Source organism: Falsiroseomonas sp. (assembly GCF_030695085.1).
Classification (GTDB): domain Bacteria; phylum Pseudomonadota; class Alphaproteobacteria; order Acetobacterales; family Acetobacteraceae; genus Falsiroseomonas.
The window spans coordinates 24,700-51,105 of record NZ_JAUYTS010000159.1 but is presented as its reverse complement, the minus strand read 5'-3'; the positions used below and the strand labels follow the sequence as shown (position 1 = coordinate 51,105).

General features: G+C 70.1%; 22 protein-coding genes. 11 read left to right on the top strand and 11 right to left on the bottom strand.

The genetic code is table 11. From position 1 onward, the window contains the following. Positions 1–207 precede the first annotated feature (207 nt). Complete coding sequence (locus Q8S40_RS17430; protein WP_305671382.1) at positions 208–4,173, top strand: PAS-domain containing protein; 3,966 nt, start codon at positions 208–210, stop codon at positions 4,171–4,173. A gap of 40 nt (positions 4,174–4,213) precedes the next feature. Here Q8S40_RS17430 and Q8S40_RS17425 read toward each other — a convergent pair whose 3' ends face one another. The 6 genes from Q8S40_RS17425 to Q8S40_RS17400 all read right to left on the bottom strand — a co-directional run bounded on the left by Q8S40_RS17425 (position 4,214) and on the right by Q8S40_RS17400 (position 9,904). After that, positions 4,214–4,453 (bottom strand): hypothetical protein, encoded by a 240-nt coding sequence (locus Q8S40_RS17425; RefSeq protein WP_168053781.1) that lies wholly within the window; start codon positions 4,451–4,453, stop codon positions 4,214–4,216. A 200-nt stretch (positions 4,454–4,653) separates the two neighbouring features. Then, positions 4,654–5,955, bottom strand: coding sequence for a magnesium transporter (gene mgtE / locus Q8S40_RS17420; RefSeq protein WP_305671381.1), 1,302 nt, complete (start codon positions 5,953–5,955; stop codon positions 4,654–4,656). A gap of 263 nt (positions 5,956–6,218) precedes the next feature. Then, entirely contained in the window at positions 6,219–7,292 is a 1,074-nt protein-coding gene (locus Q8S40_RS17415) for a tartrate dehydrogenase (RefSeq protein ID WP_304811045.1), read from the bottom strand. 126 nt (positions 7,293–7,418) lie between these two features. After that, entirely contained in the window at positions 7,419–7,964 is a 546-nt protein-coding gene (locus Q8S40_RS17410) for an amino acid synthesis family protein (protein ID WP_305671380.1), read from the bottom strand. A 153-nt stretch (positions 7,965–8,117) separates the two neighbouring features. Next, on the bottom strand, positions 8,118–8,945 hold the full coding sequence (locus tag Q8S40_RS17405) for a sulfite oxidase heme-binding subunit YedZ (protein ID WP_305671379.1): 828 nt from the start codon (positions 8,943–8,945) through the stop codon (positions 8,118–8,120). 38 nt (positions 8,946–8,983) lie between these two features. After that, positions 8,984–9,904 (bottom strand): ELM1/GtrOC1 family putative glycosyltransferase, encoded by a 921-nt coding sequence (locus tag Q8S40_RS17400; RefSeq protein WP_305671378.1) that lies wholly within the window; start codon positions 9,902–9,904, stop codon positions 8,984–8,986. Between the two features lie 61 nt (positions 9,905–9,965). Here Q8S40_RS17400 and Q8S40_RS17395 point away from each other — a divergent pair, with 61 nt between their 5' ends. The 7 genes from Q8S40_RS17395 to Q8S40_RS17365 all read left to right on the top strand — a co-directional run bounded on the left by Q8S40_RS17395 (position 9,966) and on the right by Q8S40_RS17365 (position 16,999). Next, positions 9,966–10,688 carry an orotate phosphoribosyltransferase gene (locus Q8S40_RS17395; protein WP_304814523.1) on the top strand — a complete coding sequence of 241 codons (723 nt, stop codon included), beginning with the start codon at positions 9,966–9,968 and terminating at the stop codon, positions 10,686–10,688. A 14-nt stretch (positions 10,689–10,702) separates the two neighbouring features. Beyond that, positions 10,703–10,960, top strand: coding sequence for a hypothetical protein (locus Q8S40_RS17390; protein ID WP_305671377.1), 258 nt, complete (start codon positions 10,703–10,705; stop codon positions 10,958–10,960). A 258-nt stretch (positions 10,961–11,218) separates the two neighbouring features. Beyond that, positions 11,219–12,877: a peptide ABC transporter substrate-binding protein gene (locus Q8S40_RS17385; RefSeq protein ID WP_305671376.1), complete on the top strand. Its 1,659-nt coding sequence runs from the start codon at positions 11,219–11,221 to the stop codon at positions 12,875–12,877. 10 nt (positions 12,878–12,887) lie between these two features. Further along, positions 12,888–13,820, top strand: a complete 933-nt coding sequence (locus tag Q8S40_RS17380) for an ABC transporter permease (protein ID WP_305671375.1) — start codon at positions 12,888–12,890, stop codon at positions 13,818–13,820. Between the two features lie 106 nt (positions 13,821–13,926). Further along, the gene (locus Q8S40_RS17375) at positions 13,927–14,742 is read left to right on the top strand and encodes an ABC transporter permease (RefSeq protein WP_305671374.1); all 816 of its coding nucleotides are present in this window, start codon (positions 13,927–13,929) and stop codon (positions 14,740–14,742) included. Positions 14,743–14,768: 26 nt separating this feature from the next. Further along, a complete protein-coding gene (locus tag Q8S40_RS17370; protein WP_305671373.1) occupies positions 14,769–15,938 on the top strand; it encodes a cobalamin-independent methionine synthase II family protein in 1,170 nt (389 codons plus the stop codon). A gap of 86 nt (positions 15,939–16,024) precedes the next feature. Beyond that, a complete protein-coding gene (locus tag Q8S40_RS17365; protein ID WP_305671372.1) occupies positions 16,025–16,999 on the top strand; it encodes a tripartite tricarboxylate transporter substrate binding protein in 975 nt (324 codons plus the stop codon). A gap of 39 nt (positions 17,000–17,038) precedes the next feature. On the opposite strand, the gene Q8S40_RS17360 is transcribed toward Q8S40_RS17365, so the two are convergent. Together Q8S40_RS17360 and Q8S40_RS17355 are read right to left on the bottom strand one after the other, a co-directional pair. Further along, the gene (locus Q8S40_RS17360) at positions 17,039–19,018 is read right to left on the bottom strand and encodes a PhoX family phosphatase (RefSeq protein ID WP_305671371.1); all 1,980 of its coding nucleotides are present in this window, start codon (positions 19,016–19,018) and stop codon (positions 17,039–17,041) included. 196 nt (positions 19,019–19,214) lie between these two features. Then, positions 19,215–21,539 carry a molybdopterin-dependent oxidoreductase gene (locus Q8S40_RS17355; protein WP_305671370.1) on the bottom strand — a complete coding sequence of 775 codons (2,325 nt, stop codon included), beginning with the start codon at positions 21,537–21,539 and terminating at the stop codon, positions 19,215–19,217. A 153-nt stretch (positions 21,540–21,692) separates the two neighbouring features. Between Q8S40_RS17355 and Q8S40_RS17350 the strand changes: the two genes are divergently transcribed. Then, positions 21,693–23,099 carry an aspartate aminotransferase family protein gene (locus Q8S40_RS17350; RefSeq protein ID WP_305671369.1) on the top strand — a complete coding sequence of 469 codons (1,407 nt, stop codon included), beginning with the start codon at positions 21,693–21,695 and terminating at the stop codon, positions 23,097–23,099. A gap of 39 nt (positions 23,100–23,138) precedes the next feature. Here the strand turns inward: Q8S40_RS17350 and Q8S40_RS17345 are convergent, their stop codons facing one another. Beyond that, complete coding sequence (locus tag Q8S40_RS17345) at positions 23,139–24,173, bottom strand: polyprenyl synthetase family protein (RefSeq protein WP_371136853.1); 1,035 nt, start codon at positions 24,171–24,173, stop codon at positions 23,139–23,141. Positions 24,174–24,320: 147 nt separating this feature from the next. On the opposite strand from Q8S40_RS17345, the gene Q8S40_RS17340 reads away from it, so the two are divergent. Next, positions 24,321–24,539 carry a DUF2007 domain-containing protein gene (locus Q8S40_RS17340; protein ID WP_305671368.1) on the top strand — a complete coding sequence of 73 codons (219 nt, stop codon included), beginning with the start codon at positions 24,321–24,323 and terminating at the stop codon, positions 24,537–24,539. Then, positions 24,526–25,254: a tRNA1(Val) (adenine(37)-N6)-methyltransferase gene (locus Q8S40_RS17335; protein WP_305671367.1), complete on the top strand. Its 729-nt coding sequence runs from the start codon at positions 24,526–24,528 to the stop codon at positions 25,252–25,254. The genes Q8S40_RS17340 and Q8S40_RS17335 overlap by 14 nt, the downstream gene beginning before the upstream one ends. 53 nt (positions 25,255–25,307) lie before the next feature. On the opposite strand, the gene Q8S40_RS17330 is transcribed toward Q8S40_RS17335, so the two are convergent. Together Q8S40_RS17330 and Q8S40_RS17325 are read right to left on the bottom strand one after the other, a co-directional pair. Continuing rightward, a complete protein-coding gene (locus Q8S40_RS17330; RefSeq protein ID WP_304814664.1) occupies positions 25,308–25,592 on the bottom strand; it encodes a hypothetical protein in 285 nt (94 codons plus the stop codon). A gap of 111 nt (positions 25,593–25,703) precedes the next feature. After that, positions 25,704–26,378 carry an SCO family protein gene (locus tag Q8S40_RS17325; protein WP_304814666.1) on the bottom strand — a complete coding sequence of 225 codons (675 nt, stop codon included), beginning with the start codon at positions 26,376–26,378 and terminating at the stop codon, positions 25,704–25,706. Between the last annotated feature and the right edge of the window lie 28 nt (positions 26,379–26,406).

Genomic DNA, 26,406 nt, shown 5'->3' with positions numbered 1-26,406 from the left:
CCTGGCTCCCCCTGAACCTGCGCGACGTCACAGGCCTTGCTACAATGGTCAGTTACAAACCCTGGAGCCTTGCGTCAAAGCCCCGGCCCGGGAAGCCTGGCTCCGCCAAGCCCGCCCCCGCAAAACCACGTCTGGCGCGAAGCCTGTGAAACAAACCTTGGGCCTGCGCGAAACACAATTTATTGCCATCTGCGGCATGATGCCGTGATGCTCCAAACCGCCCGTTCCGCCGCAGACTTGCCGGCGGCAGAACTCGCCGCCCTGCAGGCGGAGGCGCTGGCGAATCTCGCCGGCCCCTTCGCGCTGTTTGCTGCCGATGGGCGCCTGGTCTCAGCCAATGCCAGCCTGCCCCGCCTGCTGCCGGCCGCCGCGCGCGGCGCGGTGCCGGATCGGCTGGAGGCGCTGGTCGTCTGCATCGGGGAGGCTGCCGCGGCGCTGAACCCCGACATCGCCGAAGCCGCCAACCCCGCCACCTGGCTGCCGGAGCCGGACCAGGCCGAGCGCAGCCGGGATTGGCTGACCCCCGACGGCGCCTGGTTCCGCATCCATATCCGCCGCATGGAACACGGCTACGTACTGTCCGCCGCCGAGGTCACCGACTTCAAGCGGCAGGAGGCGGAGCTTTCCGCGGCGCAGACCGTGCTGCAGACGGTGTTCGACCACATGACCGACGGCGTCGTGATGTGGGACGCCGAGATGCGCCTGCAGTTCTGGAACCGGGAGACGCTGCGCGTCGGGGAGTTCCCGCCGCACATGGCGGTCAAGGGCGTCAGCGTTCTCGATGTGATGCGCTACCAGGACCGCCGCGGCGAATTCGGTGCACCGCCCGCGGATGAGGCAGAGCTGGAGGCGCGGGTTGCCCAGCGCGCGGCGCTGCTGAACCGCCCGGGTGGCATCTCCTATGTCCGGCAGACCCCATCGGGGATGTGGCTGGAGGTGAAGACCGTGCCGGTGGAAGGCGGCGGCGCGGTGCTGATGTATCGTGACATCACCAGCCTGAAGCAGCGGGAGGAGGAACTGGCCGCCGCGCGGTCGATGTACCAGCTGATCCTGGACAGCATGACCGATGGCGTCGTGCTGATGGACCGCGACCTGACCTTCCGCCTGGGCAACCGCGCCGCGATCCGCATGTTCGACATGCCGCCCGAACTCGGCACGCCCGGCGCCTCCGCCCTGGCGGCGATGCGCCACCGGCTGCGGCGCGGCGATTTCGGCCCGGTGCCGGAGGACCCGGCGGAATTCGAGGCGCTGGTCGAATCCCGCCTGGTGCTGGCGCGGGAGCCGGGCACGGCATCGCAGCTGGTTCGCGGTGCCCGCGGCGAATGGATCGAGGCGTCTTCGGTCGCCACGCCGGATGGCGGCACGCTGGTGATCTACCGCGACATCTCCGCCCTGAAGGGCCATGAGGACGAACTCCAGGCCGCCCGCGCGACGCATGAGCTGGTGCTGGACACGATGAATGACGGGCTGGTGCTGTGGGGCCCCGACCTGCGCGTGCGCCTGCTGAATCGCCAGCTCGCCGGCTTCTACGACATTCCGGAGAAGCTGACCCATCCCGGCGCCGATGGCCGCGACATCCTGCGCATGATGCTGCGCCGCGGCGATTACGGGCCGCCGCCGGCGGAAGGCGCGGCGCTGGAAGCGGCGCTGGCGCAGCGGGTGCATTCCATCCTGAACCCGGCCTGCGAATCGGATATCCGCCTCGCACCTTCCGGCGCCTGGGTCGAGATCACGCGCCAGAAGCTGCCCGATGGCAGCGTGCTGTCCACCTACCGCAACGTCTCCCGCCTCCAGGCGCGGGAGGCGGAGCTGCGCCAGGCGCGGGATACGGCGCGCGCGGCGGAGGCGGCGCTGTCCGCCACCATCGAGCATATGAGCCAGGGGCTGGTGATGTTCTCACCGGACCGCCGCGTGCAGGTCATCAACCGCCGCGCCGTGGAACTGCTGCGCCTGCCGCCGGAACTGGCCCGCGAAGGCACCCCGCTGGAGCACATCACCGCCTGGCAGCTCGGCAGCGGCGAGTATGAAAGCAGCGTCGAGGGCACCGAGAGCGCCCAGGCGGTGGTCGCCGGCGCACCGCTGCCAGAGGGGCATTTCGAACGCCGCCGCCGCGATGGATCGGTGCTGGAGGTGGAGTCGATCCGCCTGCCCGATGGCCGCTCCGTCCGCACCCTCACCGATATCACCGAACGCCGGCGGCAGGAGGCGGCGCTGGCCGCGGCGCGCGACCAGGCCCGCGCCACCGGCGGCGCGCTGGCCGCCACCATCGAGCATATGAGCCAGGGGCTGGTCATGGTCGGCCCTGATCGGCGGGTGCGGGTGATGAACCGCCGCGCGGCGGAAATCCTCGCCCTGCCGCCGCATCTGGCGCAGCCCGGCGTGCCCTTCGGCGACCTGGTCGCCTTCCAGGCGGCGCGCGGCGACTACGAAGGCTCGCAGCACCGGCAGGAGGAAGCCCGCCGCGCCATCGCCGGCGAGGCGCTGGGCGAGGAACGCTACGAACGCGCCCGCCGCGACGGCACGGTGGTGGAGGTGCACGCCCGGAACATGGAGGATGGCGGCGCCGTCCGCACCTACATGGACATCACCGAACGCAAGCGGGTGGAACAGGCCCTCGCCGCCGCGCGCGATGCCGCGGAAGGGGCGAACCGCGCCAAATCCGCCTTCCTGGCGGCGATGAGCCACGAGATCCGCACGCCGATGAATGGCGTGCTCGGCATGATAGAGGTGCTGGAACGCACCCCGCCGGGCCCGGCGCAGGATCGCTGCGTGGCGGTGATCCGCGAAAGCGCCGGCTCGCTGCTGCGGATCATCGACGACCTGCTGGATTTCTCGAAGATCGAGGCGGGACGGATGGAGCTGGAAACCCTGCCCTTCTCCCTGCGTGGGCTGGTGGAAGGGGCGGTGGATACGCTGACGGTGGAGGCCAAGCGCCGCGGCCTGCTGCTGTTCGCGGACCCGATGGGGCCGGAGACGCCGCATTCACCGGATCTGGTTTCCGGCGATCCGGTGCGGGTGCGGCAGATCCTGTTCAACCTGGTCGGCAACGCCATCAAGTTCACCGATGTCGGCTTCGTCCGCCTGCGCGCCTCGGCCAGCCTGAGCGGCGACGCGGCGCTGGTCTCCCTGATGGTGGAGGACAGCGGCGTCGGCATGACGGCGGAGCAGCTGGGCAAGCTGTTCCAGCCCTTCGCCCAGGCCGATACCTCCACCACCCGCCGCTTCGGCGGAACCGGGCTCGGCCTGTCCATCGTGCGGCGGCTGTCGCAGTTGATGGGCGGCGATGTGACGGTGGAGAGCACGCCCGGACGGGGCAGCCGCTTCGCCGTGACGCTGCGGCTGGGGCTGGTGCAATCCGCGGATACGGTGATGGCGGCGGAAGCGGCGCCGGTGCTGGAGCCCGCCGCCACACGGGCGGAGACGCCGCGGCTGCTGGTGGTGGATGACCACCCGGTGAACCGGGAGGTGCTGGCCCGGCAACTGGAACTGCTGGGCTGTGAGGCCGATATGGCGGCGGATGGCGCGCAGGGCCTGGCGCTGTGGCGGGCGAAACGGCACCGGCTGGTGCTGGTGGATCTGCACATGCCGGTGATGGACGGGCTGGACATGTCCCGCGCCATCCGGCGGGACGAGACGGCCGCCCCAGGCACGCCGCGCACGGCGCTGATCGCGGTGACCGCCAATGCGCTGAAGGGGGAGGATGAGCGCTGCTACGCGGCGGGGATGGACGCCTTCCTGGCCAAGCCGCTGGCCCTCGACCTGCTGTCCCGAACCCTGGCGCGCTTCCTGCCGAACCAGGCGCCGCAGGGCGCATTGCCGGGGCCGGCGCCGGCCGAGATCGCGCCGTTGTTCGACCCGGAGGCGCTGCGCAGCCTGTTCGGCGCGGACCCTAAGCGACTGGCCGGATTGCTGGCCAGCTTCCGGGAAGGGGTGAAGCGGGATGTGGAGGCGGTGGCGCTGGCGCTGGCGGCAGGCGATCTGCCCGGCATGGCGGCGGCGGCGCATCGGCTGAAGGGCGCGGCCCGCATGGCCGGCGCGCGGCCGCTCGCGGATCTGCTGGCGGCGGTGGAGATGGCGGCGCGGGATGGCAATGCCGAGGCGGCCTCGGGGGCTGCGGTCGGATTGCCGGCGCTGGCGGAGCGGACGCTGGCGGCGGTTCAGGCGGCGGGGTGACGCCCGCGCCGCTTCAATTGCGAGTCATTCGCAATTGAAGTCAGTCGCAATCGCAGCCATCCGTCTCGGTCTGCATACCCTGCACCACATGATGGTCGATCCATTCGGAGACCAGGCGGCGCGCCTCGGTCACCGAGGATTCGGGGTGATGGATGCGGTACAGCGTGGTGCAGGCGGTGAAGGCCGCCATGTCGGCGTTGCCGCCATCCCGCAATTCGCGATAGGCCGTGACAACGGCGCGCTCGCAGCGTCGTGCGATGTAGCTGAATTCGCGGCCCATGAGCACTCCCGTCTTCCCGCCTGGCGGGGATGCGAATGAGTTGAGAATCGTTCTCAACTGGTATCCCGGTTATACGACGCCCGCCCCCTGCTGTTCAAGTGACGCGCTGCATCATTCAGGCCGGCGGCTTCGATCATGCCGGGGCCGCCCGGCCCAGCCCCCCGTCACGTCCCGCATCACGTCCCGCATCACGCCCGGCATCATGAGGGCAGGATCGCCGCCGCGATGCCGAAATAGACCAGCACGCCGGTCACATCCGCGATCGAGGTCACCAGCGGCGCGCTGGCGGAAGCCGGGTCCATTTTCATCCGGTCCAGCAGGAAGGGCAGCGACATGCCGACCAGGCTGCCCGCCACCACCACCAGGACCATGGTCAGCGCCACCACCAGCGCAACTTCCGGCCCGCCGCGCCACAGCCCGATGCCCGCCACGGCCGCCGCCATGGTCAGCCCCAGCGCCAGCGCCACCAGCACCTCCCGCCCCAGCATCCGGCTCCAGTCGGAAAGACCGACCTGGCCGGTAGCCAGCGCGCGAACCGTCAGCGTGGCGGCCTGGGACCCGGCATTGCCGGCGCTGGCGATCAACAGCGGCAGGAAGAAGACCAGCACCAGATTCGCGGCGATGGTGTCCTCGAAGGCGGCGATGCCGAAGCCGGACAGGATATTGGCGAAAACCAGCGCGACCAGCCAGCCGGCCCGCTTGCGGTACATCACGGCGATGCCGGCCCGGCGCAGATCCGCGACCAGCCCGGCACCGGTGCCGCCCGCCTTCTCGAAATCCTCCGTCGCCTCGGCCTGGGCCACGTCCATCGCATCATCGGCGGTGACGATGCCGACCATCGCATCCTCGCGATTGATGACGGGCACCGCCGGCAGGTCGTAGCGGGCAACCGCCCGCGCAGCCTGTTCCGCCGGTTCATCGGCGCGCACGAAGGGGGGATCGGTGCGCATGATCTCGGCCACCGGGCGGTCGGCCAGCGCCAGCACCAGCTCCTCCAGGCTCACCGTTCCGATCAGGCGGCGTTGCGGCGACAGCACATAGGCGACCTGGATCGTCTCCTTGCTCGCGGCCTGGCCGCGCAGCGCCTCAATCGCCGTGCGGGCCGTCATGGCCGGCCGCAGCACCGCATATTCACTGGTCATCACCGCCCCGGCCGTCCCGGAGGGATAGGCGGAGAGTGTGCGGATATCCTCCCGCTCCGTGGCCGCCAGCGCGCGCCCGAGCGATTCGCGGGCGGCATCCGGCAGCCGGGCCCAGAGATCGGCGCGCTCATCCGCATCCATGGCGGTGACGAGTTCCGCCAGCGCGCGCGGCGGCGCCAGGGCCGCGATGGTGATCTGCGTCTCCGGCGCCAGGTAGCCGAAGGTCTCGGCCCGGCGGGCCAGCGGCAGCCCGCTCAGCACCGCCAGCGCCATCTCGGCCGGGCGCAGATCGAGCAGCGCGGCCAGGTCGACGGGATGCAGGGTCGCCGCCGCCTCGGGCGGCAGGGTGGTGGTGTTCATCGCCATCTCCGTCCGGGCACCATCCTGCGGCGCCTGGACGGGGCGGGCGGATCGTCAGGCGATCGGCGCGCGTGCGTCCGGGCGCCGCGGGGCGGCGCGGTTGAGCTGATGCGTGCGGCTACTTCCGCTCGCCTCGTCCATTGGGGGCTCCAGGGGTCTTCGGATGCGCGCGGGCCGGGGCTGCGCACGCGGCGCTATTTCGTGCCGGGCGGGCGCCCGGTCAACCCGGACCCGGCCTGGCGATGCCGGGTCCGCCTTGCCGGTCAGCCGCGGGCCACCGCCTCCGCCAGCGCCTTGCCCACATCCACGGTGCCGGCATTGCCGCCCATGTCGCGGGTGCGCGGGCCACCTTCGGCCAGCAGCGTCTCGATCGCCTTCACGATGCAATCGGCCGCTGCCTTCTCCCCCAGATGTTCCAGCATCATGGCGCCGGACCAGATCTGGCCGATCGGGTTGCAGATCCATTTGCCGGCGATATCCGGCGCGCTGCCATGCACCGGCTCGAACATCGAGGGGAATTTCTTCTCCGGGTTGATGTTGGCCGAGGGCGCGATGCCGATGGACCCCGCGACCGCCGGGCCAAGGTCGGACAGGATGTCGCCGAACAGGTTGGAGCCCACCACCACGTCGAACCAATCCGGATGCTGCACGAAATGGGCACAGAGGATGTCGATGTGGAACTGGTCCGTGGTGATGCCGGGGTAGTTCTTCGCCATCTCGGCGAAGCGCTCGTCCCAGTAGGGCATGGTGAAGGTGATGCCGTTGGATTTGGTGGCGCTGGTCAGCTTCCGGCGCGGGCGGGTCATCGCCAGCTCGAAGGCGTATTTCAGCACGCGGTCCACGCCGACGCGGGTGAAGACGCTGTCCTGCGTGACGAATTCGCGGTCGGTGCCGGGGAACATCTTGCCGCCGGTCGAGGAATATTCGCCCTCGGTATTCTCCCGCACCACGTAGAAATCGATGTCGGCGGGGGTGCGGTCGGCCAGCGGGGTGCGCGCGCCGGGCATCAGCTTGCAGGGGCGCAGCGAGATGTACTGGTCGAAGCCGCGGCGGATCGGGATCAGCAGGCCCCAGAGCGAGACATGGTCCGGCACGCCGGGCCAGCCCACGGCGCCGAGAAACACGCTGTCCGACTTCGCCAGCTGCTCCAGCCCATCATCCGGCATCATCTTGCCGGTCTGGGCATAGGTCTCGCAGGACCAGTCGTAGTGGCTGAGTTCCAGGTCGAAGCCGAATCGGCGGGCCGCGGCATCCAGCACGCGCAGGCCCTCCGGCACGGTTTCCTTGCCGATGCCGTCGCCGGGCAGCACGGCGAGTTTGTAGGTCTTGCGGGACATAAGCGGGCCTCCGGGCAGTTCGGGCCGACACTGCCGCCGCCGAGGCTGCGCGGCAAGCACCGCCCCCGCAGGTGAACCACCCGCACCGCCCTGCCCTGAACGCTTATGCCCCTACCGCACCGGCCCCTACCGCACCGGCCCCGGGCCGCAGCGGTTTCGCAGCCTTCCGCCGTCAGCCACGGCGAGTGCCACCAGAATCTCATCCGGGCGCGGCGCGTCGGCGAGGAAGACCGTGATGGTGTCGAAATGCGCGAAGGACCAGGGATCATCCTTGTGCCCCAGCGGCAGGTCCAGCGGCGTGCCGGCGGCCGCGACCTTGACGTTGGAAGGAATGACCGCAGCCCCGCCACCGATGGCGGCGCGCATCGGCTTGCCGAGGCGCGGATGGATACAGGCACCACCGTGCTCCACCTCCCCGGCCACGCCGACCACCGCCCCCTTGCCGTAGGAGACCGCGGGCCCGGACAGCATCCGCACCAGGTCGGGCATCAGCCGTTCGGCCAGGGTGGCACCGATCTCCCAAAGTGGAGTCAGGTCTTGGGCAAAGCGCCCGGCGAAGGGGTTCCGGATCACCGCCAGGCCCACGGCGCGGATCACCGGTCGCTCGGCCTCCGTCCCGAGTTCGGAGAGCACCTCCTCGCGGATGGTCTGCAACTTGCGGATGCTCGACATCGGTCCTCCTTGGGCGCGGCAACATGGCGGTGATGCGCTTCGGCCAGGATGACGCATTGGCGGTGTGGCGTCGGGATGATGACGCTGGTGATCGCGGCCGGGAAGCCGGCTTGCCTTGGCATAGCCACCGGCCATTCCCAGCGATGGCCCAGTTCAGACGATTCGGCGGCGCGCGGCGGTCAGTGCGGCCACCGCCAGCCCCGCCGCCAGCACCCCCTGGGCCGGCCGCAGCCCGGCGGTGGGGTCGAGATTGGCGGCCAGGATGCGCGCGGCGGGCAGGTTGGTGGTGGCGGCGTACCAGCCCCATTCCAGCCCTGCCGCCGCCAGCGCCGCCACCACCGCCAGCCCCGCCAGCGCCAGCCCATGCGCCCGCGCCCAGCCCGGCAGCAGCCGCCAGCCCATCAGCCACAGGAACACCCCGGCCAGCACAACCGCCGATTCGGCGCGCGACTTGGCCTGCAGGAAGGCGTGGAAGATGCCGAGCGCCGCCAGGACATAAACGCCCATATGCAGCCGCTTCCACCGCCGCCCGAGCCGCCGCTGCCATCCATCGGTCGAGGTCCAGCCGAGCACCACCAGCCCCAGCAGCACGCCGAAGCCCAGCGTCAGGTAGAAGCGCAGCACGATCTCGCTGGCCACATCGGCCAGACTCCAGGCCATGTGGCCGGCATAGAGCACCAGATGCAGCAGCGCGTAGCCCAGCGCCACCAGCCCCAGCATCCGCCGCAGCGTCACCACCTTCGGCCAGTCGGCCAGATAGCGCAGCGGCGTCACGGCCAGGCTGACCAGCAGCAGCCGCATCGCATGGGTCCCGGCCTCCCGCGTCGCGGCCTTCCAGGGCTCGGCGCCGAGTTCGCCGGCGGCCAGCAGGGCCAGCAGCACCAGGCCGGGGAACAAAGCGGCGGCCAGGACGCAGGCGCGGAGCGCGGAGAATCGGCCGGCGCGGTCGTGCCAGGGCCAGGCGAGGGTGGTGGTGCTCATGCGCGGGGCTTCGCTGGCGAGGCCGGATCGGTTCCGCCTCACAGCCAGCCGCGCCCCAGGATCGCGGCCGCCACCCGGCCCGGCTCATCCAGCGGGGCGCGCGCGAAGGGTGCGGGTGCCTGCGCGAGCGGCTGGGCCTGGCCGGCGTCGTAAAGGCTCTGGTGCAGCGCCAGGTGGCGCGGACCCTCATCGCCCAGCGGCGCGATGAAAACCGGTGCCGCGGTCATCAGCGCCTCCGACAGCATGGAGACGCTGTCGCCGCTGACCACCACCACATCCGCCCAGGCCAGGAAGCCGAGATAGGGATTGGCGCCAGCTCCGCCCCAGCGATGCAGGCGGTGGGGCACGGCAGACAGCGCCAGGGCCAGCGCATCGGTCGCCGCCGGGCCGGTGCGGCGGCTGGCGCTGGCCATGACGCTGCCGGCAAAGCCCGCCACCTGCGCGCCGAGCGCGGCGGCGCGTGCCGGTGCCAGTCCCTCCCCCCGCACCGGCCCGCCCAGCAGCAGCGCCACCCGCGGCCCGGGCAGCGCCGCCAGCGCCACCCATTCGGCCCGCGCCGCGGCCAGCTTTTCCGGCGTCACCCGATGCGCGGCGCCGAGGATCGGCAGCACATTCGCGGCCTCCCGCGGCGCATCGTGGCGCCCGATGACCGAAAGATCGAAGCGGCCGAAGGCGCGCATGCAATGCACGGTGCGGGCACCGCGCGCGCCGAGCCAGCGCGCCACCGGCCCGGCCCGCCTGCCGGCCGAGATCACCAGGCGCGGCCAGGGCGGCGCGAAGGCCGCGCGCGCAGCCGGGGTCAACCCGGCCAGGGTCGGGAAGGGAAACGGCACCCGCGCCAGTGCACCCCATTCCAGCGGCACCACCCGGTGCGGCACCGGCAGCCGCTCGGCGATGCCGAGCGCCTGCGCCGCCGTGCCGGCGCGCGGGTCCGCCAGCACCCAGATCTCAGCCGTCATGGACGCCGCCGCGCCGCAGGGCTACCAACGGGGCATCGCCCGCGCAGAGGATTCTGAAACAATGGCTATCCCGCACGCCTCCGACTGGGACCGCGACGCCGCTCTCACCACCGCGCGGATCCTGCTGGAGATCAAGGCGGTGAATTTCCGGCCGGAGGAGCCCTATACCTTCACCTCGGGCTGGAAGAGCCCGGTCTATATCGACTGCCGCAAGATCATATCCTTCCCGCGCGCCCGCAACCGCATCTGCGACCTGGCTGTGCAGAAGATCGGCCGGCATATCGGCTATGAATCCATCGATGTGGTGGTGGGTGGCGAGACGGCGGGCATTCCCTTCGGCGCCTGGATCGCCGACCGCATGATGGCGCCAATGGCCTATGTGCGGAAGAAGCCCAAGGGCTTTGGCCGCAACGCGCAGATCGAGGGCGAGGTGCCAGTCGGCCAGCGCACCCTGCTGGTGGAGGATCTGACCACCGACGGCGCCAGCAAGATCCGCTTCGCCAACGCGCTGCGCGAGGCCGGCACCATCTGCGACCATACCTTCGTGGTGTTCTACTACGGCGTCTTCCCCGGCAGCTTCGAGCAGATGAAGGCCATGGGCCTGAACCTGCACCACCTGTGCACCTGGTGGGATGTCCTGGAAGTCTGCCGCGAACGCCCCTACTTCTCGGAAGCCGCGCTGAAAGAAGTGCGGAAGTTCCTGGAGGATCCGGTGGGCTGGTCCGGCGCGCATGGCGGCATCGGGTCGCTGGCCGAGGCGAAGCCGAAGGATGGCAGCGAGTAGAGCGGAGGTGGCGAATGGTGCGGATCAGCGTGGATTTGCCGGAGGAGGTGGCAGCAGCCCTGCAGGCTGCCGCCAGCGCGCGTCAGTCCACGCCTGAAACGCTTGCCGCCGCCGCCATCCGGGTTCGGGTATCCGATCAGGCCGCGCTTGAGGCCGAACTTGCTCTGGCCGAGGCAGAATCCGAAGCCGGCCTAGGTGTGCCGCATGACGAGGTGATGCAGGAAATGCACGCCTGGGCCGCAGGCATACGCGCCCGCCACGCCGATCGGTGAAGCTGATCTGGATGCCGGTGGCGCTCGGTCACCTGCGTCAGGCGCGTTACCACATTGCTCAGGACAATCCCGAAGCAGCCGATGCGCTGGTTGCCGGCTTGATGGATCGGGCGGAGATTCTCGCCCGATTTCCCAGGCGGGGCGGGTTCACAGCGGGATGCGCCGCATCATGGCGCTGCCGCCGACGCCCTTCAGCCTCATCTACCGTGCCTATCCCAACCGGATCACCATACTCGCTGTCTGGCATGGAGCCCGCCAATGGCCGCCCGCTGGCTGACCCTCGCTTTCCTCGCTTTCGCCACCCCTGCCCTGGCCCAGCCGGCGCGGGACAGCCTGACCATCGGCATCACGCAATACCCGGCGACCTTCCACCCGAACATCGAATCCATGGCGGCGAAATCCTACATCGCCGGCTTCACCCGCCGCCCGCTGACCGCCCGCGATGCGGCGTGGGACCTGACCTGCCTCGGCTGCGTCACCGTGCCGACGCTGGAGAACGGCCTGGCCGTCCGTGAGCAGACGCCGGACGGCAAGGCCGGCATCCGCGTCACCTGGGAATTGCGCGAGGGCTGGGCCTGGGGGGACGGCACGCCGGTGACGGCGGAGGACATGCTGTTCGCCTGGCAGGCCGGGCGCGATTTCACCACCGGCTTCGGCGGCAGCGAATTCTATCGCCGCGCCTATGAGGCGATCGTCGAATCGCCCCGCCGCATCACGCTGCGCTTCGACCAGATCACCTTCGAATACGGCGCCTCCGGCGACTGGGTGCCGCTGCCCGCGCATATCGAGCGCGCCCGCTGGGAAGCCGAGCCCCGCACCTACCGCACCCGCAGCGCCTATGAGACCGAGCCCACCAACCCCGCCCTGTGGAACGGCCCCTACCGCGTCACCGCCACCGCACCTGGCTCGGGCGTGACGCTGGAGCGCAACGCGCACTGGTCCGGCCCGGCCCCCGCCTTCCGCCGGATCAATATCCGCACCATCGAGAACACCGCGGCGCTGGAGGCACAGCTTCTGGCCGGCCAGCTCGACATGGTGGCCGGCGAGCTGGGCCTGCCGCTGGAACAGGTGACCGCGCTGGAACGCCGCGCGCGCGGCCGCTTCCGCTTCGAATACAAGCCCGGCCTGGTCTACGAACACCTCGACCTGATGCTGGACAACCCGATCCTGGCCGATCGCCGCGTGCGCCAGGCGCTGATCCTGGCCACCGACCGCGCGCAGATCGTGGCGCGGCTGTATGAGGGGCGCCAGCCCGTCGCCCACACCACCGTCAACCCGCTGGACGGCATGCATGACGATGCGGTGCGGCAATGGCCCTTCGACGCCGCCCGCGCCAGCGCCCTGCTGACCGAGGCCGGCTGGACCCCCGGCCCGGACGGCATCCGCCGCAACGCCGCCGGGGAACGCCTGACGCTGGAGCTGATGACCACGGCCGGCAACAGGTCTCGCGAACAGGTGCAGCAGGTGATCCAGGGCATGTGGCGCCAGGCCGGAATCGAGGCGCGCATCCGCAACGAGCCGCCGCGCGTGTTCTTCGGCGAGACCGTCAGCCGTCGCCGCTTCACCGGCGCCGCGCTATTCGCCTGGATCAGCAGCCCGGAGAATGTGCCGCGCAGCACGCTCCACTCGGATGAGATCCCGACCGCGGAGCGCAACTGGTCCGGCCAGAACTACCCCGGCTTCCGCAATGCCGAGATGGATGCGCTGCTGGCGGCCCTGCCGATCGAGCTGGATCGCGAGCGGCGGCGCGCGCTGTGGCACAGGTTGCAGGCGATCTATGCGGAGGAGTTGCCGGCCATCCCGCTCTGGTTCCGCTCCGATGCGCATGTCTGGCCGCTCTGGCTGGAGGGTGTTCGGCCGACCGGGCACCTCACCCCATCCTCCAACTGGGTCGAGCAGTGGCGCGTGGCGCGCTGAGGGGCGCGGCATGATCCGGCTGCTGGCCGGCCGGCTGGTGCAGATCGCCGTCACGCTGGCGCTGCTGTCGTTCGCCATGTTCCTGCTGATCGGTTTGATGCCGGGCGACCCGATCGACCTGGCGCTGGCCGGCGACCCGCGGCTGACGGCGGAGGATGCGGCGCGGCTGCGGGCGCTGCATGGCCTGGATCAGCCCCTGCTGACCCGCTACCTGGCCTGGGCGGCGGCACTGCTACGCGGGGAGTTCGGCTATTCGCGGTTGTTCGCGCAGCCGGTGGCGCAGATCATCGGGCCGGCGCTGGTCTCCACCCTGGTGCTGCTGGGCGCGGCGGTGGCGGTCTCGGCCTTGATAGGGCTGTCGCTCGGCGCCCTCTCCGCGATGCGGCCGCGCTTCGCGCCCTTCGCGGATGCCATAGCGATCCTCGGTCAATCGGCGCCGAGTTTCTGGCTTGGCATCCTGCTGATCATCGTCTTCGCCGTGACGCTCGGCTGGCTGCCGGCCGGCGGGGCGGCGGAGGAAGGGGGGTGGGAGGCGTTGCGCTTCCTGGTGCTGCCGGTGGCGACGCTGGCGATGGCGAACCTCGCCGCCTATGCGCGGCACAGCGCGGCGGAACTGACGCAGGTGCTGCGCGCGCCCTGGATCACCGCCGCCCGCGCCCGTGGCGTGGCGGAGATGCGGCTGCTGCTGCGCCACGCCGCGCCGAATGCGGCGGTGCCGGTCTTGCAGGTGGCGGCGCTGGATGCCGGCAGCCTGGTGGGCGGCGCGCTGATCACGGAGACGCTGTTCGCCCGGCCCGGCATGGGCAAGCTGATCTATGACGCGGTGATGGGCAACGACACCAACCTGGCGCTGGTGGCGCTGCTGCTGGTGGCGCTGGTGACCATGCTGGCGACGCTGGCGGCCGATCTCGGGCAGCGGGCGCTGGACCCGCGACTGGCATGAGGATCGGTGCACGTCTCCCTCCCCCCCATGAGGGGGGAGGGTCGGGGTGGGGGGTCGGCGCGGGTGCGACGATTCGGCCCGGCTCCCCCTTGCAGGCGAAGTGGGCATGAGGCTCCGCTTCGGTCTTCTCCTGCTCGGCCTGCTGGCGGCTGGCGGCATCGCGGCGCCCTGGATCGCGGCTTGGCTCGGCCTCGATCCCTTCGCGCCCGATCTGTTCAACCGCTTCGCCCCATCCTCCGCCACCAACCCGCTCGGCACCGATGATCTCGGGCGGGATGTGCTGCTGCGGCTGCTGGAAGGCGCGCGGGTGTCGCTGGCCGTCGGGGTGGCCACGGCGGTGGCGGCGACGGTGATCGGCACCGGCATCGGGCTGCTCGCGGCCTGGCGCGGCGGCGTGGTGGATGCGGTGCTGATGCGGCTGGCGGATGGCATGCTCGCCCTGCCCGCCTTGCCGGTGCTGGTGGTGCTGGCCGCCGCCGATACCGGGCGGATCGGGCTGCCGCGCGGAGAGGCCGCGTCGGACATCATCCGCATCGTCGCCATCCTGTCCGTCTTCGGCTGGGTCGGTGTGGCGCGACTTTCGCGGGCGGCGGCGCTCTCCGTGCTGGCGCGGGATTATGTGCGGGCGGCGCGCGCGCTCGGTGCCTCGGAGCTTCGCGTGCTGCTGCGGCACGTGCTGCCCAACATCGCCGGCCCCATCGCCATCGCCGCGGCGCTGACCGTGGCGGGCGCCATCCTGGCCGAGAGCACGCTGAGTTTCCTCGGCCTCGGCATCGCGCCGCCGGCGGCGAGCTGGGGCAATATGCTGGCCAATGCGCAGGACCTGGTGTTCAGCGCGCCCTGGGTCGCGGTCTGGCCGGGGCTGGCCATCCTGATGGCGGTGGCGGGCTGCACCCTGGTGGCGGACGGGCTGCGGCGGTAAGGTTTTCCCAATTCGGGGGAAAAGCCATGGCCATCGGTGCGGACCGCATCCTGACAACCCATACCGGCAGCCTGCCGCGCCCACGCGCCCTGACGCGCCTGCACGCCCGCCGCGCCCGCGGCGAGCCAGTTGATGCGGCGGAGCTGGAAGCGGCGGCGCAGGCGGCGGTGGCCGCCATCGTGCCGAAGCAGATCGCCGCCGGCATCGACATCCCCAATAATGGCGAGCAGGGCCGCGAATCCTTCGTGCTGTATCTGCGCGATCGCCTGACCGGCCTCGGCGGGGAAAGCCTGCGCGGCGGCTGGCAGGACATCGACGCCTATCCGGAGTTCAAGGCCGACCTCCAGGCCGCCAGCGCGGGCAAGGAGACGGCGAGCATGACGGCGAACCTGCCCGCCGCGGTGGGTGACGTGACCTATATCGGCGATGCCGCGATGGGCGCCGAATGCGCCGAATTCGCCCGCGCCCTGGCGCCCGCCAAAGGGCAGTACCGGGAGGCGTTCCTGGCCGCGCCCTCGCCCGGCATCGTCGCCGCCGTGGTGCAGAACAAGCACTACGACACGGAGGAAGCCTATCTGGCGGCGCTGGCGACCGCGCTGCGGCAGGAATATGCCGCCATCCTGGATGCCGGCTTCATCCTGCAACTGGATTGCCCGGACCTGGCACTAGAACGCCACGCCTCCTACCAGGACCGGCCGCTGTCGGATTTCATCGGCTTCTGCGAGCGCGTCATCACCGCCATCAACCGCGCCATCGAGGGTTTGCCGAAGGACCGCATCCGCCTGCATGTCTGCTGGGGCAATTACGAAGGCCCGCATGATGCCGATGTGCCGCTGGAGGACATCCTGCCCACCATCCTGCACGCCAAGGTGGGCGGCTTCGTGCTGCCCTTCGCCAATCCGCGCCACGCGCATGAGCACCGGCTGTTCCGCACGCACCCGCTGGCCGAGGACCAGGTCCTCGTCGCCGGCGTGATCGACACGCTGACCAATTTCGTCGAGCACCCGGAAGTGGTGGCCGAACGGCTGGAGCGGATCGCCGACAGCCTGGGCGATCCGAAGCGCCTGCTGGCCGGCACCGATTGCGGCTTCGACACCGCCGCCGGCCGCGGCCGCGTCTCCGCCGATGTGGTGTGGGCGAAGCTGCGCAGCATGGCGGATGGCGCGCGGCTCGCGACCGAAAGGCTGCGCCCCTGATGTGCTGGCTCTGCACCATCCGGCGCCCGAAGCCTCAACCAAAACCAGGGCCGAAACCGGCCGAGCCTGCCAAGGAGAGAAACGCCATGTTCCGCCGAATTCTGCTGGGTGCCGCCGCCGCATTGCTGGCCGTGGCTCCGGCCCTCGCCCAGCAAGCCCCCTGGCCGGGCAACCGCCAGGTCCGCATCCTGGTGACCTACCCGCCCGGCGGCACTAGCGACTTCGTCGCGCGGCTGCTGGCGCAGAAGCTGGGGGAACAGACCGGCGGCAATTTCACCGTGGACAACCGCTCCGGCGGCGGCGGCATCATTGGCTGGACCAATGTGGTGCGCTCGGCCAATGACGGCACGACGCTGCTGCTGACCGACAATTCGCTCGCCACCGCGCCGCCGCTCTATCCCAATCTCGGCTTCGATGTGCGGACGGATTTCACGCCGATCTCGCTGATGGTGGACTACCCGACCGTCTTCGTGGTGCCCGGCAATTCGCCCATCCGCAGCCTGCGCGACTATGTCGATGCGGCGCGCGGCCAGGCGGCGGACGCGAATTTCTATGGCTCGATGGGCTCCGGCTCCTCCCCGCATCTCTATACCGAATACCTGCAGGACATTGCCGGGATCCGGCTGACCCATGTGCCCTATCGCGGCATGGGGCCGGCCTTCCTCGATCTGCTGGCCGGCCGCGTCGGCCTGTTGATCGCGGCGCCTCCCACCGTGCTCGGCGCGGTGCGGGATGGCCGGGCGCGGGCGATCGCCATCGGCACCACGGGTGGGCGGATTCCCGCGCTGCCGGATGTGCCGACGGCGAAGGAGCTCGGCTTCGAATTCACCTATTCCTTCTGGTACGGGCTGCTCGGCCCGCGCGGGATGGACCCTGCACTGGTCGCGCAGATCCGCGGCGAGGTGGACAAGGTGCTGGCCAATCCGGAAGTCCGCGCCCGCTTCGTGCAGCAGGGCGCAACGCCTGTGGGTGGCGATGGCGCGGCGCTCGCGGCGGTGATGGAAAGCGACCTGGCGCGGTGGAGCGAGGTGGTGCGGGCCAAGGGGATTACGGTGCAGTAGCAGGGCCGCCCCCGGCGCGTGCCGGGGGCGCCCGCCGCCTCAGCTGCCGATCTCGCCGCCGTCCTTCTTGACGATGGCGATGACCGAAGGCCTTGGCGGCTCGCCCTCCTTGAAGTCGGGCCAGCGGGTGGAGGGGCGCTCATAGGTGCTGCCCGGGTCCTCGCCGGGATGCTGGATCGCCAGGAACAACGTCCGGTCATCCGGCGTGAATCGCGGCCCGCAGACCTCCGCCCCGGTCGGCGCCTGGTAGAACAGCCGCGTCAGGGCGCGGCCGTGGCCGTCGGTGTCGGCGGCCCAGATGCCATCCGCGATGCCGGCCGCGACCGGGGCACCGTCGGTCGAGATCCAGATCCGGCCCTTGCTGTCGAAGGCGACGTTATCGGGGCAGGACAGCCAGCCGCCGGTCTCGCTGGTGGCGCGGTGGTAGCGGGTGCCTGGGTCGATGCCTGGCTTGCCGGCGGCGATGAAGACCTCCCACCGCGCCTCGGTCGCCGTGTGGTCCACCTGCGGGGTGCCGGCGCCGGGCGGTATCACCTCCACCACATGGCCGTGCAGGTTGGCGGCGCGGGCGTTGGCGGGCCCCACCTGCTGCGGCGTGCGGCGGCTGTTGTTGGTCAACATCACATAGACCCGGCCGTTGACCGGATTGGTCTCCACATCCTCCGGCCGGTCCATCGGCGTGGCGCCGGCGAGCGTCGCGGCGCGGCGCGCCTCGATCACCACGTCGGCCTGGTTGGCGAAGCCGTTCTCGGCGGTCAGCGGCCCCGTGCCATGCACCAATGGCAGCCAGCGCATCCGCCCGCGCTCGGCGAATTGCGCGACGTAGAGCGTGCCCTCGTCCATCAGGTCCCGGTTGGCGGCGGGGTTGTCCCGGTTCCAGGGGCGTGCGGTGACGAATTTGTACAGGAACTCGAAGCGCTCATCGTCGCCCATGTAGAAGGCGACGCGGCCATCGTGGCTCACCGCATGGGTCGCGCCCTCATGCTTGAAGCGGCCGAGCGCGGTGCGCTTCACCGGCACGCTCTCGGGGTCGTAGGGATCGAACTCCACCACCCAGCCGAAGCGGTTCGGCTCGTTCGGTTCCTTGTCGAGGTCGAAGCGCTCGACATGCCGGCCCCAGGACCAGGTCGCGTCCTTCTGGATGCCGTAGCGCTTGTAGGCCTCGGCCTGCGGGTCGGTCTCGGCCGCGGCGCCGCCGAAGTAGTTGTTGAAGTTCTCCTCCGCCGTGATGACGGTGCCCCACGGGGTGTTGCCGCCGGCGCAGTTGTTGAGCGTGCCGAGCACCCGCGTGCCGGACGGGTCCGCCCTGGTTTGCAGGCGCGGATGCCCGGCGGCAGGGCCGCTGACGCGCATCGGCGTTTCCATGGTGATGCGCCGGTTGAAGCGGCCGCCCGGCACGCTGCGCCAGGTGCCGTTCTCCTTCTTCACCTCGACCACTGTCATGCCATGGGCGGCGATCTCGATGCCGACCTGCGCGGCATTGGTCCGGCCACGCGCGGCGCGGCCCTCACCCACGCCTTCGAACATCAGGTTGGTGTTGGTGTATTCGTGGTTCACGCAAAGCAGCCCATGGTCGCTGCTGCCGCTGCCGGCCGGAAGCGGCCAGTAGTCCAGGTAGTCGTTGTTGTAGCCAAACTGTTTTGCCTGCGCCTCCTTGGTCTGCGCCTTCGGGTCGTAGGCCGGCGCGCCTTCCAGCACCGGGTCGCCCCAGCGGATCACCATCTGCGCCTCATACCCCTCGGCCACCGCCTGGGTCTGGCTGAGCTGGTGGCGCAACTCCGGGAAGGTCAGGGTGGAGGGCCCGCCCTGCATGGGCACGGGCATCGGCTGGGCGATGGCCTCGGTCACCAGCGCCTCGGTCAACGCCGCGGCGGCGCCGGCGCCGGCAAGCCCGCGCAGTGCGGCGCGACGGGTCAGGCGCGCCGCGATCATGTCGCCGAGGCCGCGGCCGGGCGCCGGATTGCTGCCGATATCCTCGATCTCCGGTGGATCGAGATCGGTGTCCGATTTGTTTGGCATCTTGTGCGTTCCCCCGATCCGCCGCGCCTGCAAGGCGCTGTCATGGATCTGTCACATTCGGCTCGCCGTCCGGCGCAACGTCAAGACGATATTGCGTTCAGCAACGTCGTCATCGCTTGCCGTGCCTCCCGGCGAGACCCGATCTACCCGCCGAAGCACGCCGCGTCCCCAACAATCAGCGACTGCCTCGGAAGCTTCACGGCAGCGGAGGCTGGGCCGGAGCCTGGGCGCCGGGCGGCGGCGTGTGCACCGTCACCGGCGGCAACTCGCCCGGCCAGGCCTCGATCTGCACCAGGCAGGATTGCGCGGCGGAGCCCTGGCCGAGCCGCGAGGTGCCGATATCCTGTGTCAGCACATTCGCATTGCCATGGATGCAGGCGCTGTCCGTGGCGCCCGGGCGTTCCGGATTCCACCAGGCGCCCGTCGCCATCGCCACCACGCCGGGCCGGATATCCGGCGTCACCAGCAGGCCGGCCGCCACGACGCCGCGATCGTTGAACACGCGGATCACCTGGCCATCCGTCAGGCCGCGCGCCGCCGCGTCATCCGGGTGCATCCGCAGCTTTTCCCGCCCCTGGATCTTGTCCGCCGCCGCCACGCGCCCGCTATCGAGCTGGCCGTGCAGCCGGGTGGAGGGCTGGAAGGACAGCATGTGCAGCGGGTATTTTTCCGCCATGGGGCTGCCGAGATACTCGGTCGGCTCGTGCCAGACCGGGTGGCCCGGGGTTTCGGCATAGCCGAAGCTGGCGATGGTCTCGGAGAAGATCTCGACCTTGCCGGTCGGGGTGTCGAGCGGATTGGCCTCCGGGTCCTCCGCGAAATCCGCGAACTGGACGTACTCCTGTTCGGGCGGCGGAATCTCGACATGGCCGGCGGCCCAGAAACTGTCGAAATCCGGTACCTCCACCCCCTGCTTCGCGCAGGCCTGGCGCCAGCGGCCATACATGTGCTGGAGCCAGGCGCTCTCGTCCCGCTGTTCGGTGAAGGCGGCGCGGAAGCCTGCGGCATCCGCCAGATCGGCCAGGATATCCACGTCGTTGCGCGCCAGCCCGACCGGCGCGATCGCCTGGTGCATCGCGGTGACGAAGCGATCGCGGGAGGAGCTTCCGATGTCGTTGCGCTCCAGCGTCGTCGTCGCTGGCAGCACGATATCGGCATGGCGCGCGACGGAGGTCCACCAGGGTTCCTGCACCACGACGGTGTCCGCCCGGTTCCAGCCGCGCAGCAGCCGGCCGAGGTCCTGGTGGTGGTGGAAGGGGTTGCCGCCGGCCCACCAGATCATCCGGATATCCGGCAGCAGCAGGTCGCGGCCATTGTATTGCAGGATCTCGCCCGGCCGCTCCAGCAGCTCCGTCACCCGCGCCACCGGGATATAGGCGCCACACGGGTTGCGGACCGAGGGACCGGAGACGCTGGGCAGGTCGATACGCGGCGTGCCCATGCCGTTGATGCTGCCATAGCCGAAGGCGATCCCCTGCCCCGGCTTGCCGATGCCGCCCAGCATCGCGGCGAAGGCGACCAGCGCCCACCAGGGCTGCTCGCCATGCTCGGCGCGCTGGATGGACCAGGTGGCGGTGCACATGGTGGGGCTGCCTGCCGCCTCCAGCGCCAGGCGGCGGATGGTCTCGACCGGCACTTCGGTGATGGCGGCGGCCCATTCGGGGGTTTTCGGCGTGCCGTCCGTCGCACCCAGCACGTAGTCCCGGAACCGGTCGAAACCTACCGTGCAGCGGTCGAGGAAGGCGCTGTCCTGCAGCCCGGCTTCCAGCACCACATGCGCCATGCCGAAGATCAGCGCGGCATCCGTGTTGGGCCGGATCGGCACCCATTCCGCGTTGAGGAAATCCTCCGTATCGCCGCGGAAGGGCGAGATATTGACGAAGCGCACGCCGGCTTCCGCCGCCTGGCGCATCAGCGGCAGGTATTCATGCGCGCCGCCGCCGCCCGCCGTGACCAGCCCGTTCTTCTTCGGCAGCCCGCCCAGGCACAGCATCAGCCTGGTGTTGCCGGCGATGCTGCGCCAGTCGGTGATGCGGCCCTGGATCACCTCATTGGTGCCGAGGATATGCGGCATCAGCGTCATGCCGGCGCCGTAGGAATAGTTCGTCACCTGGCTGGTGAAGCCGCCGCCCAGGCCGAGAAAGCGATGCAGCTGCGTCCGCGCATGGTGGTAGCGCCCGGCGGAGGACCAGCCATAGGACCCGCCGAGGATGCTCGGCGCACCATGTTCCTCACGGATGCGCGCGGTTTCCTCCGCGACGCGGCGGATCGCCTCGTCCCAGCTGACGGGCACGAAATTGTCACCGCCGCGGGAGGCGCCGCGCCGTTCGCCGCGCAGCCAGCCGGCGCGGATATAGGGCCGGTCGATCCGCGCCGCGCCATGCACCGCATCCGGCATCGAGGCCAATAGCGAGCCCGGGAAAGGGTCCCGTGCGAAGGGCCGCGCCTCGACCAGCCGGCCGCCCTCCACCACCGCCTGGAAGGCGCCCCAATGGGAGGAATGCGGCTTGATCTCGGTCATGTGTCAGGCTCTCCAATCCCGGCAATCTGGCGCCCGGGGCCGCCTGCGGCAACCGGCAATGCCGCGAGGTCGATCCCGGAGCTTCCACTCGGGCAAAAAGGGTCTAGGCTTCGGGGCAGACGACCACCTCCTGCTCAAGGAATACCGAGCGCCATGACGCCCCCCGCCAATGCGGCCCGCAATTCAAACGCCGCCCGTGACATCGCGAATGTCCTGCACCCCTACACGGACCACCGCGCCCATGCCGTGAACGGCCCGCTGGTGATCACGCGTGGCGAAGGCGTGCGGGTGTGGGATGACCAGGGCAAGGAATACATCGAGGGCGTGGCCGGGCTGTGGTGCGCGGCGCTGGGCTTCGACAGCAAGCGGCTGGCCGATGTGGCGCATCAGCAGATGCTGAAGCTGCCCTTCTACCACGCCTTCGGCGCCAAATCGCATGAGCCGCTGATCGATCTGTCCGAGATGCTGATCGAGCGCGCACCCTGCCCGATGAGCAAGGTGTTCTATGCCAATAGCGGGTCTGAGGCGAACGACACCGCCATCAAGATGGTCTGGTACTACAACAACGCCATCGGCCGGCCCGAGAAGAAGAAGATCATCTCGCGGCTGAAGGCCTATCACGGCATCACCATCGCCAGCGGGTCGCTGACCGGCCTGCCGGCCAACCACAAGATGTTCGACCTGCCGATCGCCGGCATCATCCATGTCTCGACGCCGCACCACTACCATGGCGCCAAGCCTGGCGAGACGGAGGAGGATTTCGCGACCCGCCTCGCCACCGAGCTGGAGGAAACCATCCTGCGCGAGGGGCCGGAGACGGTCGCCGCCTTCTTCGCCGAGCCCGTGATGGGCGCCGGCGGCGTGATGCTGCCGCCCGCCACCTATTTCGAGAAGATCCAGGCGGTTCTTCGCAAATACGACGTGCTGTTCGTGGCGGATGAGGTGATCTGCGGCTTTGGGCGCACCGGCAACTACTGGGGCTGCCAGACCTACAACATCACGCCGGACATCATCACCTGCGCCAAGGCGCTGTCGGCCTCCTTCCTGCCGATCTCGGCCATCATCATCAACGACAAGATCTTCCAGGGCCTGGCGGATGGCTCCGCCACCATTGGCACCTGGGGCCATGGCTTCACCTATTCCGGCCACCCCGTCGCCGCCGCCGTCGCGCTGGAGACGCTGAAGATCTACGACGAGCTGAACATCGTGGAGCATGTCCGCACCGTCGGTGGCCACATGCAGAAGCTGCTGCGCGAGCGGTTCGAGGGCCATCCGCTGGTCGGCGAAGTGCGCGGCATCGGCATGGTGGCGGCGATCGAGCTGGTGGCGGACAAGGCCAACCACAAGAACTTCGAGCCTTCCGCCAAGGTCGGCCCGCGCCTTGCCAAGGCCGGTGAGGCCGAGGGCGTGATCCTGCGCGGCCTGGCCAACGACACCATCGCCTTCTCCCCGCCGCTGATCATGACGACGGATGAGGTGGATGCGATGGTGGACCGTACCGCGCGCGCGCTGGATGCGGTGACGGTGCAGCTGCGCCGCGAAAGCCTGACGGTGGTCTGAAGATCCGAACCCTCTCCCCCTGACCGGGGGAGAGGGATTTCAACGTGCCCGGCTGATGCAGAACTCGACGATGCCGGCCAAGGCGCGGCGCTCGACGCCATCGGGGAACAGTTCCAGCGCATCCAGCGCCGCCTGCCCGTAATGCCGCGCGCGACCGACCGTATCGGCGAAGGCGGCGTGCCGCTGCATCAACGCGATGGCGTGCGGCAGGTCGTCCTCCGCCTGGTCACGGTCCTCCAGCGTCCGGCGCCAGAACGCACGCTCCGCCGCATCGCCGCGCTGGAACGCCAGCAAAACCGGCAGGGTGATCTTGCCCTCGCGGAAATCGTCGCCGACCGTCTTGCCCAGGGCTTCCTGCGCGGCGCTGTAGTCCAGCGCATCGTCGATCAGCTGGAAGGCGACGCCCAGGTTATGGCCATAGGCGCGCAGGGCCGCCTGCCGCGCCGCGCCACATTCGGCGACGATGGCGCCGACCTCCGTGGCGGCCGCGAACAGGGCGGCGGTCTTGCCCTCGATGACCGCGAGGTATTGCGCCTCCGTCGTCGCCGTATCGTTCTGGGTGATCAGCTGCAGCACCTCGCCTTCCGCGATGGTGGCCGAGGCTTCCGCCAGGATGCGCAGCACTTCCAGCGAGCCATCCTCGACCATCACCTGGAAGGCGCGGGCGAACAGGAAGTCACCGACCAGCACGGAGGGCTTGTTGCCGAACAGCGCATTGGCGCTGGCCTGGCCGCGGCGCAACGCGCTTTCATCCACCACATCATCATGCAGCAGCGTTGCCGTATGGATGAACTCGACACAGGCGGCGAGCGCCACATGGCGCTGCCCGTCCCGGTAGCCGGCGAGCTTCGCGGCCGCCAGCGTCAGCAGCGGCCGCAGCCGCTTGCCGCCTGCGGCGACGATATGGGCCGCGAGCTGCGGGATCAGCGCCACGGGGCTCTGCATCCGCTCCACGATCAGCCGGTTGCAGGCTTCCAGGTCGCGCTGCACCAGGGCCGTCAAGGTGGCGAGGGCATCCTCACCGCCAATGGCCTCCGGAGCTTGTTCGGCGCTTGGCGCGACGGGCAGATCCACGCGGTATTGACCTCGTTCAAGTGTCGCGCAACTTAGCCACCGCCCTCCCTCGGGGCAAGCTGGCGGCCAGCGCCTGCTGGTGCAGGTGCGGTCTGCGCGCCATCCGGCAAGGTCAGGGCCGGTTCTTCGTCTTCAAGGGGTCGCGTGATGCGGGTGTTGCTGGCCACCACGGACCCTATCCGCCTGTCCTTCCTGATGGCCTTGCTGCGCGATGCCGGCTGCGAACCAATGATGCTGGATGGCCACATCAGCGCGATCGAGGGCGGCATCGGCATCTTCCCCCGCCGCCTGGCGGTGCCGCCGGAACAGGAGGCCCAGGCCCGCAGGGTGCTGGCCGAGGCCGGGGAGACGGATGGGCTGCGCTGACCTCACCGAGGACCGGCTGCTGGATGGCAAGGTGCAACTGCACCAGCCGCGCCAGGGCCTACGCGCGGGGCATGACGCGGTGCTGCTGGCGGCCACCATCCCGGCCCGGCCGGGCGAGACGGTGCTGGAGGCCGGCTGCGGCAGCGGCGCCGTCTTCCTCTGCCTGCTGGCCCGCGTGCCGGGCGTGACCGTCCTGGCGGTGGAGCGCGATGCCGGGCTGGCGGCGCTCGCGCGGGACAACGCGGCGCGCAACGGATGGGCGGCGCAGGTAACGGTTATTCAGGGCGATGTGGCGGACCCGGCGCTGCGCCGCACCCTGCCCCGCCTGCACCACGGCTTCGCCAACCCGCCCTATTGGCCCACAGGCACGCCGCCACCCGGCGCGCTGCGCGCCGGCGCCACCCATGCGGAGACGGTGGCTCTGCCGGACTGGGCCGGGTTCCTGGCCCATGGGCTGCGCCATCGCGGCAGCCTCACCCTGGTGCTGCCGGCCGCGCGTTTCGCCGAAGGGCTGGCGGCCCTGCAGGGCGCGGGCTGCGGCAGCCTGGCGCTGTTGCCACTATGGCCGCGGCAGGGGGAGGCGGCGAAGCGGGTGCTGCTGTCCGGGCGGCGCGGCGGCCGCGGCCCGGCGCGCATATTACCGGGGCTGGTGCTGCATGGGCCGGATGCGGCGGCGGAACCCGTGCTGCGGGGCGGTGCGGCGCTGCCGCTTTAGGCCAGTGAGCGTTTTTCGAGTCGCCGGCTGCGCTCACCCGGGCTGGAAATGCTTCAGCCCTCGTTCGAATCGGGGTGCCGCAGCAGCCACAGCCGCTCATGCGCCGCCACCAGGCTCTCCATGTTCTTGCGGCGGTTGACGTCGGGTGCGACCGGACGGCGGGTCAACATCATTTCCAGGATGCGCAGCAGTTCCTCCGCCACCTCGAAATCACCCTGGTCACAGGCGTGATGGAAGGCGATCAGGATCTTGTCGGAAAGCCGCCTGGTGTGGCGCGGCGGGTTGGACGGCGCACGACCTGCATCGCGGCCCGATAGATCCCGTTCCTCGTCGGACATGCAGAATGCGGCTCCAAAGTTCGGCACCGGACCCCGGTGCCATCGGCAGGACAATAGCCAGTGTTAAGCTAGGCCGGAACCCTTCGCTTCACCAAGGGTCCAAGAAGACATTCAGGTGCCGCGCAAATAAGCCCGAACGGATTGGGCAATCGCCTCCGGTGTCGATTCGGGGCGAAACAGGGCCCTCACCTTCCCGTCTGGGCCGACCAAATAGATGAAGGAGGAGTGGTCCATCAGATAGGCCGACATCTCCGGGCGTTCCACCTTTGCGTAGAAGACGCGATAGGCCCGGGCGGCGGCGGCAACTTGCGCCGTCGTGCCGGTCAGCCCGACCATGCGCGGGTGGAAGCGGGAGACGTAGTCGGCCAGCGCCTCCGGCGTATCCCGCTCCGGGTCGATGGTGATGAGCATGGGGGTCACCTGCTCCCCCTGCTCGCCCAGCTCATCGATCGCGGCGGCGATGGTGCCGAGTTCGGTCGGGCAGACATCCGGGCAATACGTGAAGCCGAAATACACCAGCAGGTTGCGGCCGGCGAAATCTGCTTCCGTTACCGCGCGGCCGGTATGGTCCACCAGGCTGAACGGCCCGCCCAGCGCGAGGCCCTGCGGCAGCTGCACCCCGCCGGCGGAGGGTGCCGGCATGTCCGCACCGACGAAGCTGCCGATCCGGCGAAGGAAGGCATCCGCCACCCCCTCACCCGGCGCACGGCCAAGCCAAGCGGCAGTCCAGATCCCGCCAAGCAGCAGGATCAGCATCAGGGCAAAGACGCGAATCGCGATCAACATGACAGGTGAGATAGGCGGCGCGCGGCAC

Coding starts and splice junctions, on each gene's coding strand:
- Q8S40_RS17430 (WP_305671382.1), top strand. CDS start 208: ATGCTCCAAACCGCCCGTTCCGCCGCAGACTTGCCGGCGGCAGAACTC.
- Q8S40_RS17425 (WP_168053781.1), bottom strand. CDS start 4,453: ATGGGCCGCGAATTCAGCTACATCGCACGACGCTGCGAGCGCGCCGTT.
- mgtE (WP_305671381.1), bottom strand. CDS start 5,955: ATGAACACCACCACCCTGCCGCCCGAGGCGGCGGCGACCCTGCATCCC.
- Q8S40_RS17415 (WP_304811045.1), bottom strand. CDS start 7,292: ATGTCCCGCAAGACCTACAAACTCGCCGTGCTGCCCGGCGACGGCATC.
- Q8S40_RS17410 (WP_305671380.1), bottom strand. CDS start 7,964: ATGTCGAGCATCCGCAAGTTGCAGACCATCCGCGAGGAGGTGCTCTCC.
- Q8S40_RS17405 (WP_305671379.1), bottom strand. CDS start 8,945: ATGAGCACCACCACCCTCGCCTGGCCCTGGCACGACCGCGCCGGCCGA.
- Q8S40_RS17400 (WP_305671378.1), bottom strand. CDS start 9,904: ATGACGGCTGAGATCTGGGTGCTGGCGGACCCGCGCGCCGGCACGGCG.
- Q8S40_RS17395 (WP_304814523.1), top strand. CDS start 9,966: ATGGCTATCCCGCACGCCTCCGACTGGGACCGCGACGCCGCTCTCACC.
- Q8S40_RS17390 (WP_305671377.1), top strand. CDS start 10,703: ATGGTGCGGATCAGCGTGGATTTGCCGGAGGAGGTGGCAGCAGCCCTG.
- Q8S40_RS17385 (WP_305671376.1), top strand. CDS start 11,219: ATGGCCGCCCGCTGGCTGACCCTCGCTTTCCTCGCTTTCGCCACCCCT.
- Q8S40_RS17380 (WP_305671375.1), top strand. CDS start 12,888: ATGATCCGGCTGCTGGCCGGCCGGCTGGTGCAGATCGCCGTCACGCTG.
- Q8S40_RS17375 (WP_305671374.1), top strand. CDS start 13,927: ATGAGGCTCCGCTTCGGTCTTCTCCTGCTCGGCCTGCTGGCGGCTGGC.
- Q8S40_RS17370 (WP_305671373.1), top strand. CDS start 14,769: ATGGCCATCGGTGCGGACCGCATCCTGACAACCCATACCGGCAGCCTG.
- Q8S40_RS17365 (WP_305671372.1), top strand. CDS start 16,025: ATGTTCCGCCGAATTCTGCTGGGTGCCGCCGCCGCATTGCTGGCCGTG.
- Q8S40_RS17360 (WP_305671371.1), bottom strand. CDS start 19,018: ATGCCAAACAAATCGGACACCGATCTCGATCCACCGGAGATCGAGGAT.
- Q8S40_RS17355 (WP_305671370.1), bottom strand. CDS start 21,539: ATGACCGAGATCAAGCCGCATTCCTCCCATTGGGGCGCCTTCCAGGCG.
- Q8S40_RS17350 (WP_305671369.1), top strand. CDS start 21,693: ATGACGCCCCCCGCCAATGCGGCCCGCAATTCAAACGCCGCCCGTGAC.
- Q8S40_RS17340 (WP_305671368.1), top strand. CDS start 24,321: ATGCGGGTGTTGCTGGCCACCACGGACCCTATCCGCCTGTCCTTCCTG.
- Q8S40_RS17335 (WP_305671367.1), top strand. CDS start 24,526: ATGGGCTGCGCTGACCTCACCGAGGACCGGCTGCTGGATGGCAAGGTG.
- Q8S40_RS17330 (WP_304814664.1), bottom strand. CDS start 25,592: ATGTCCGACGAGGAACGGGATCTATCGGGCCGCGATGCAGGTCGTGCG.
- Q8S40_RS17325 (WP_304814666.1), bottom strand. CDS start 26,378: ATGTTGATCGCGATTCGCGTCTTTGCCCTGATGCTGATCCTGCTGCTT.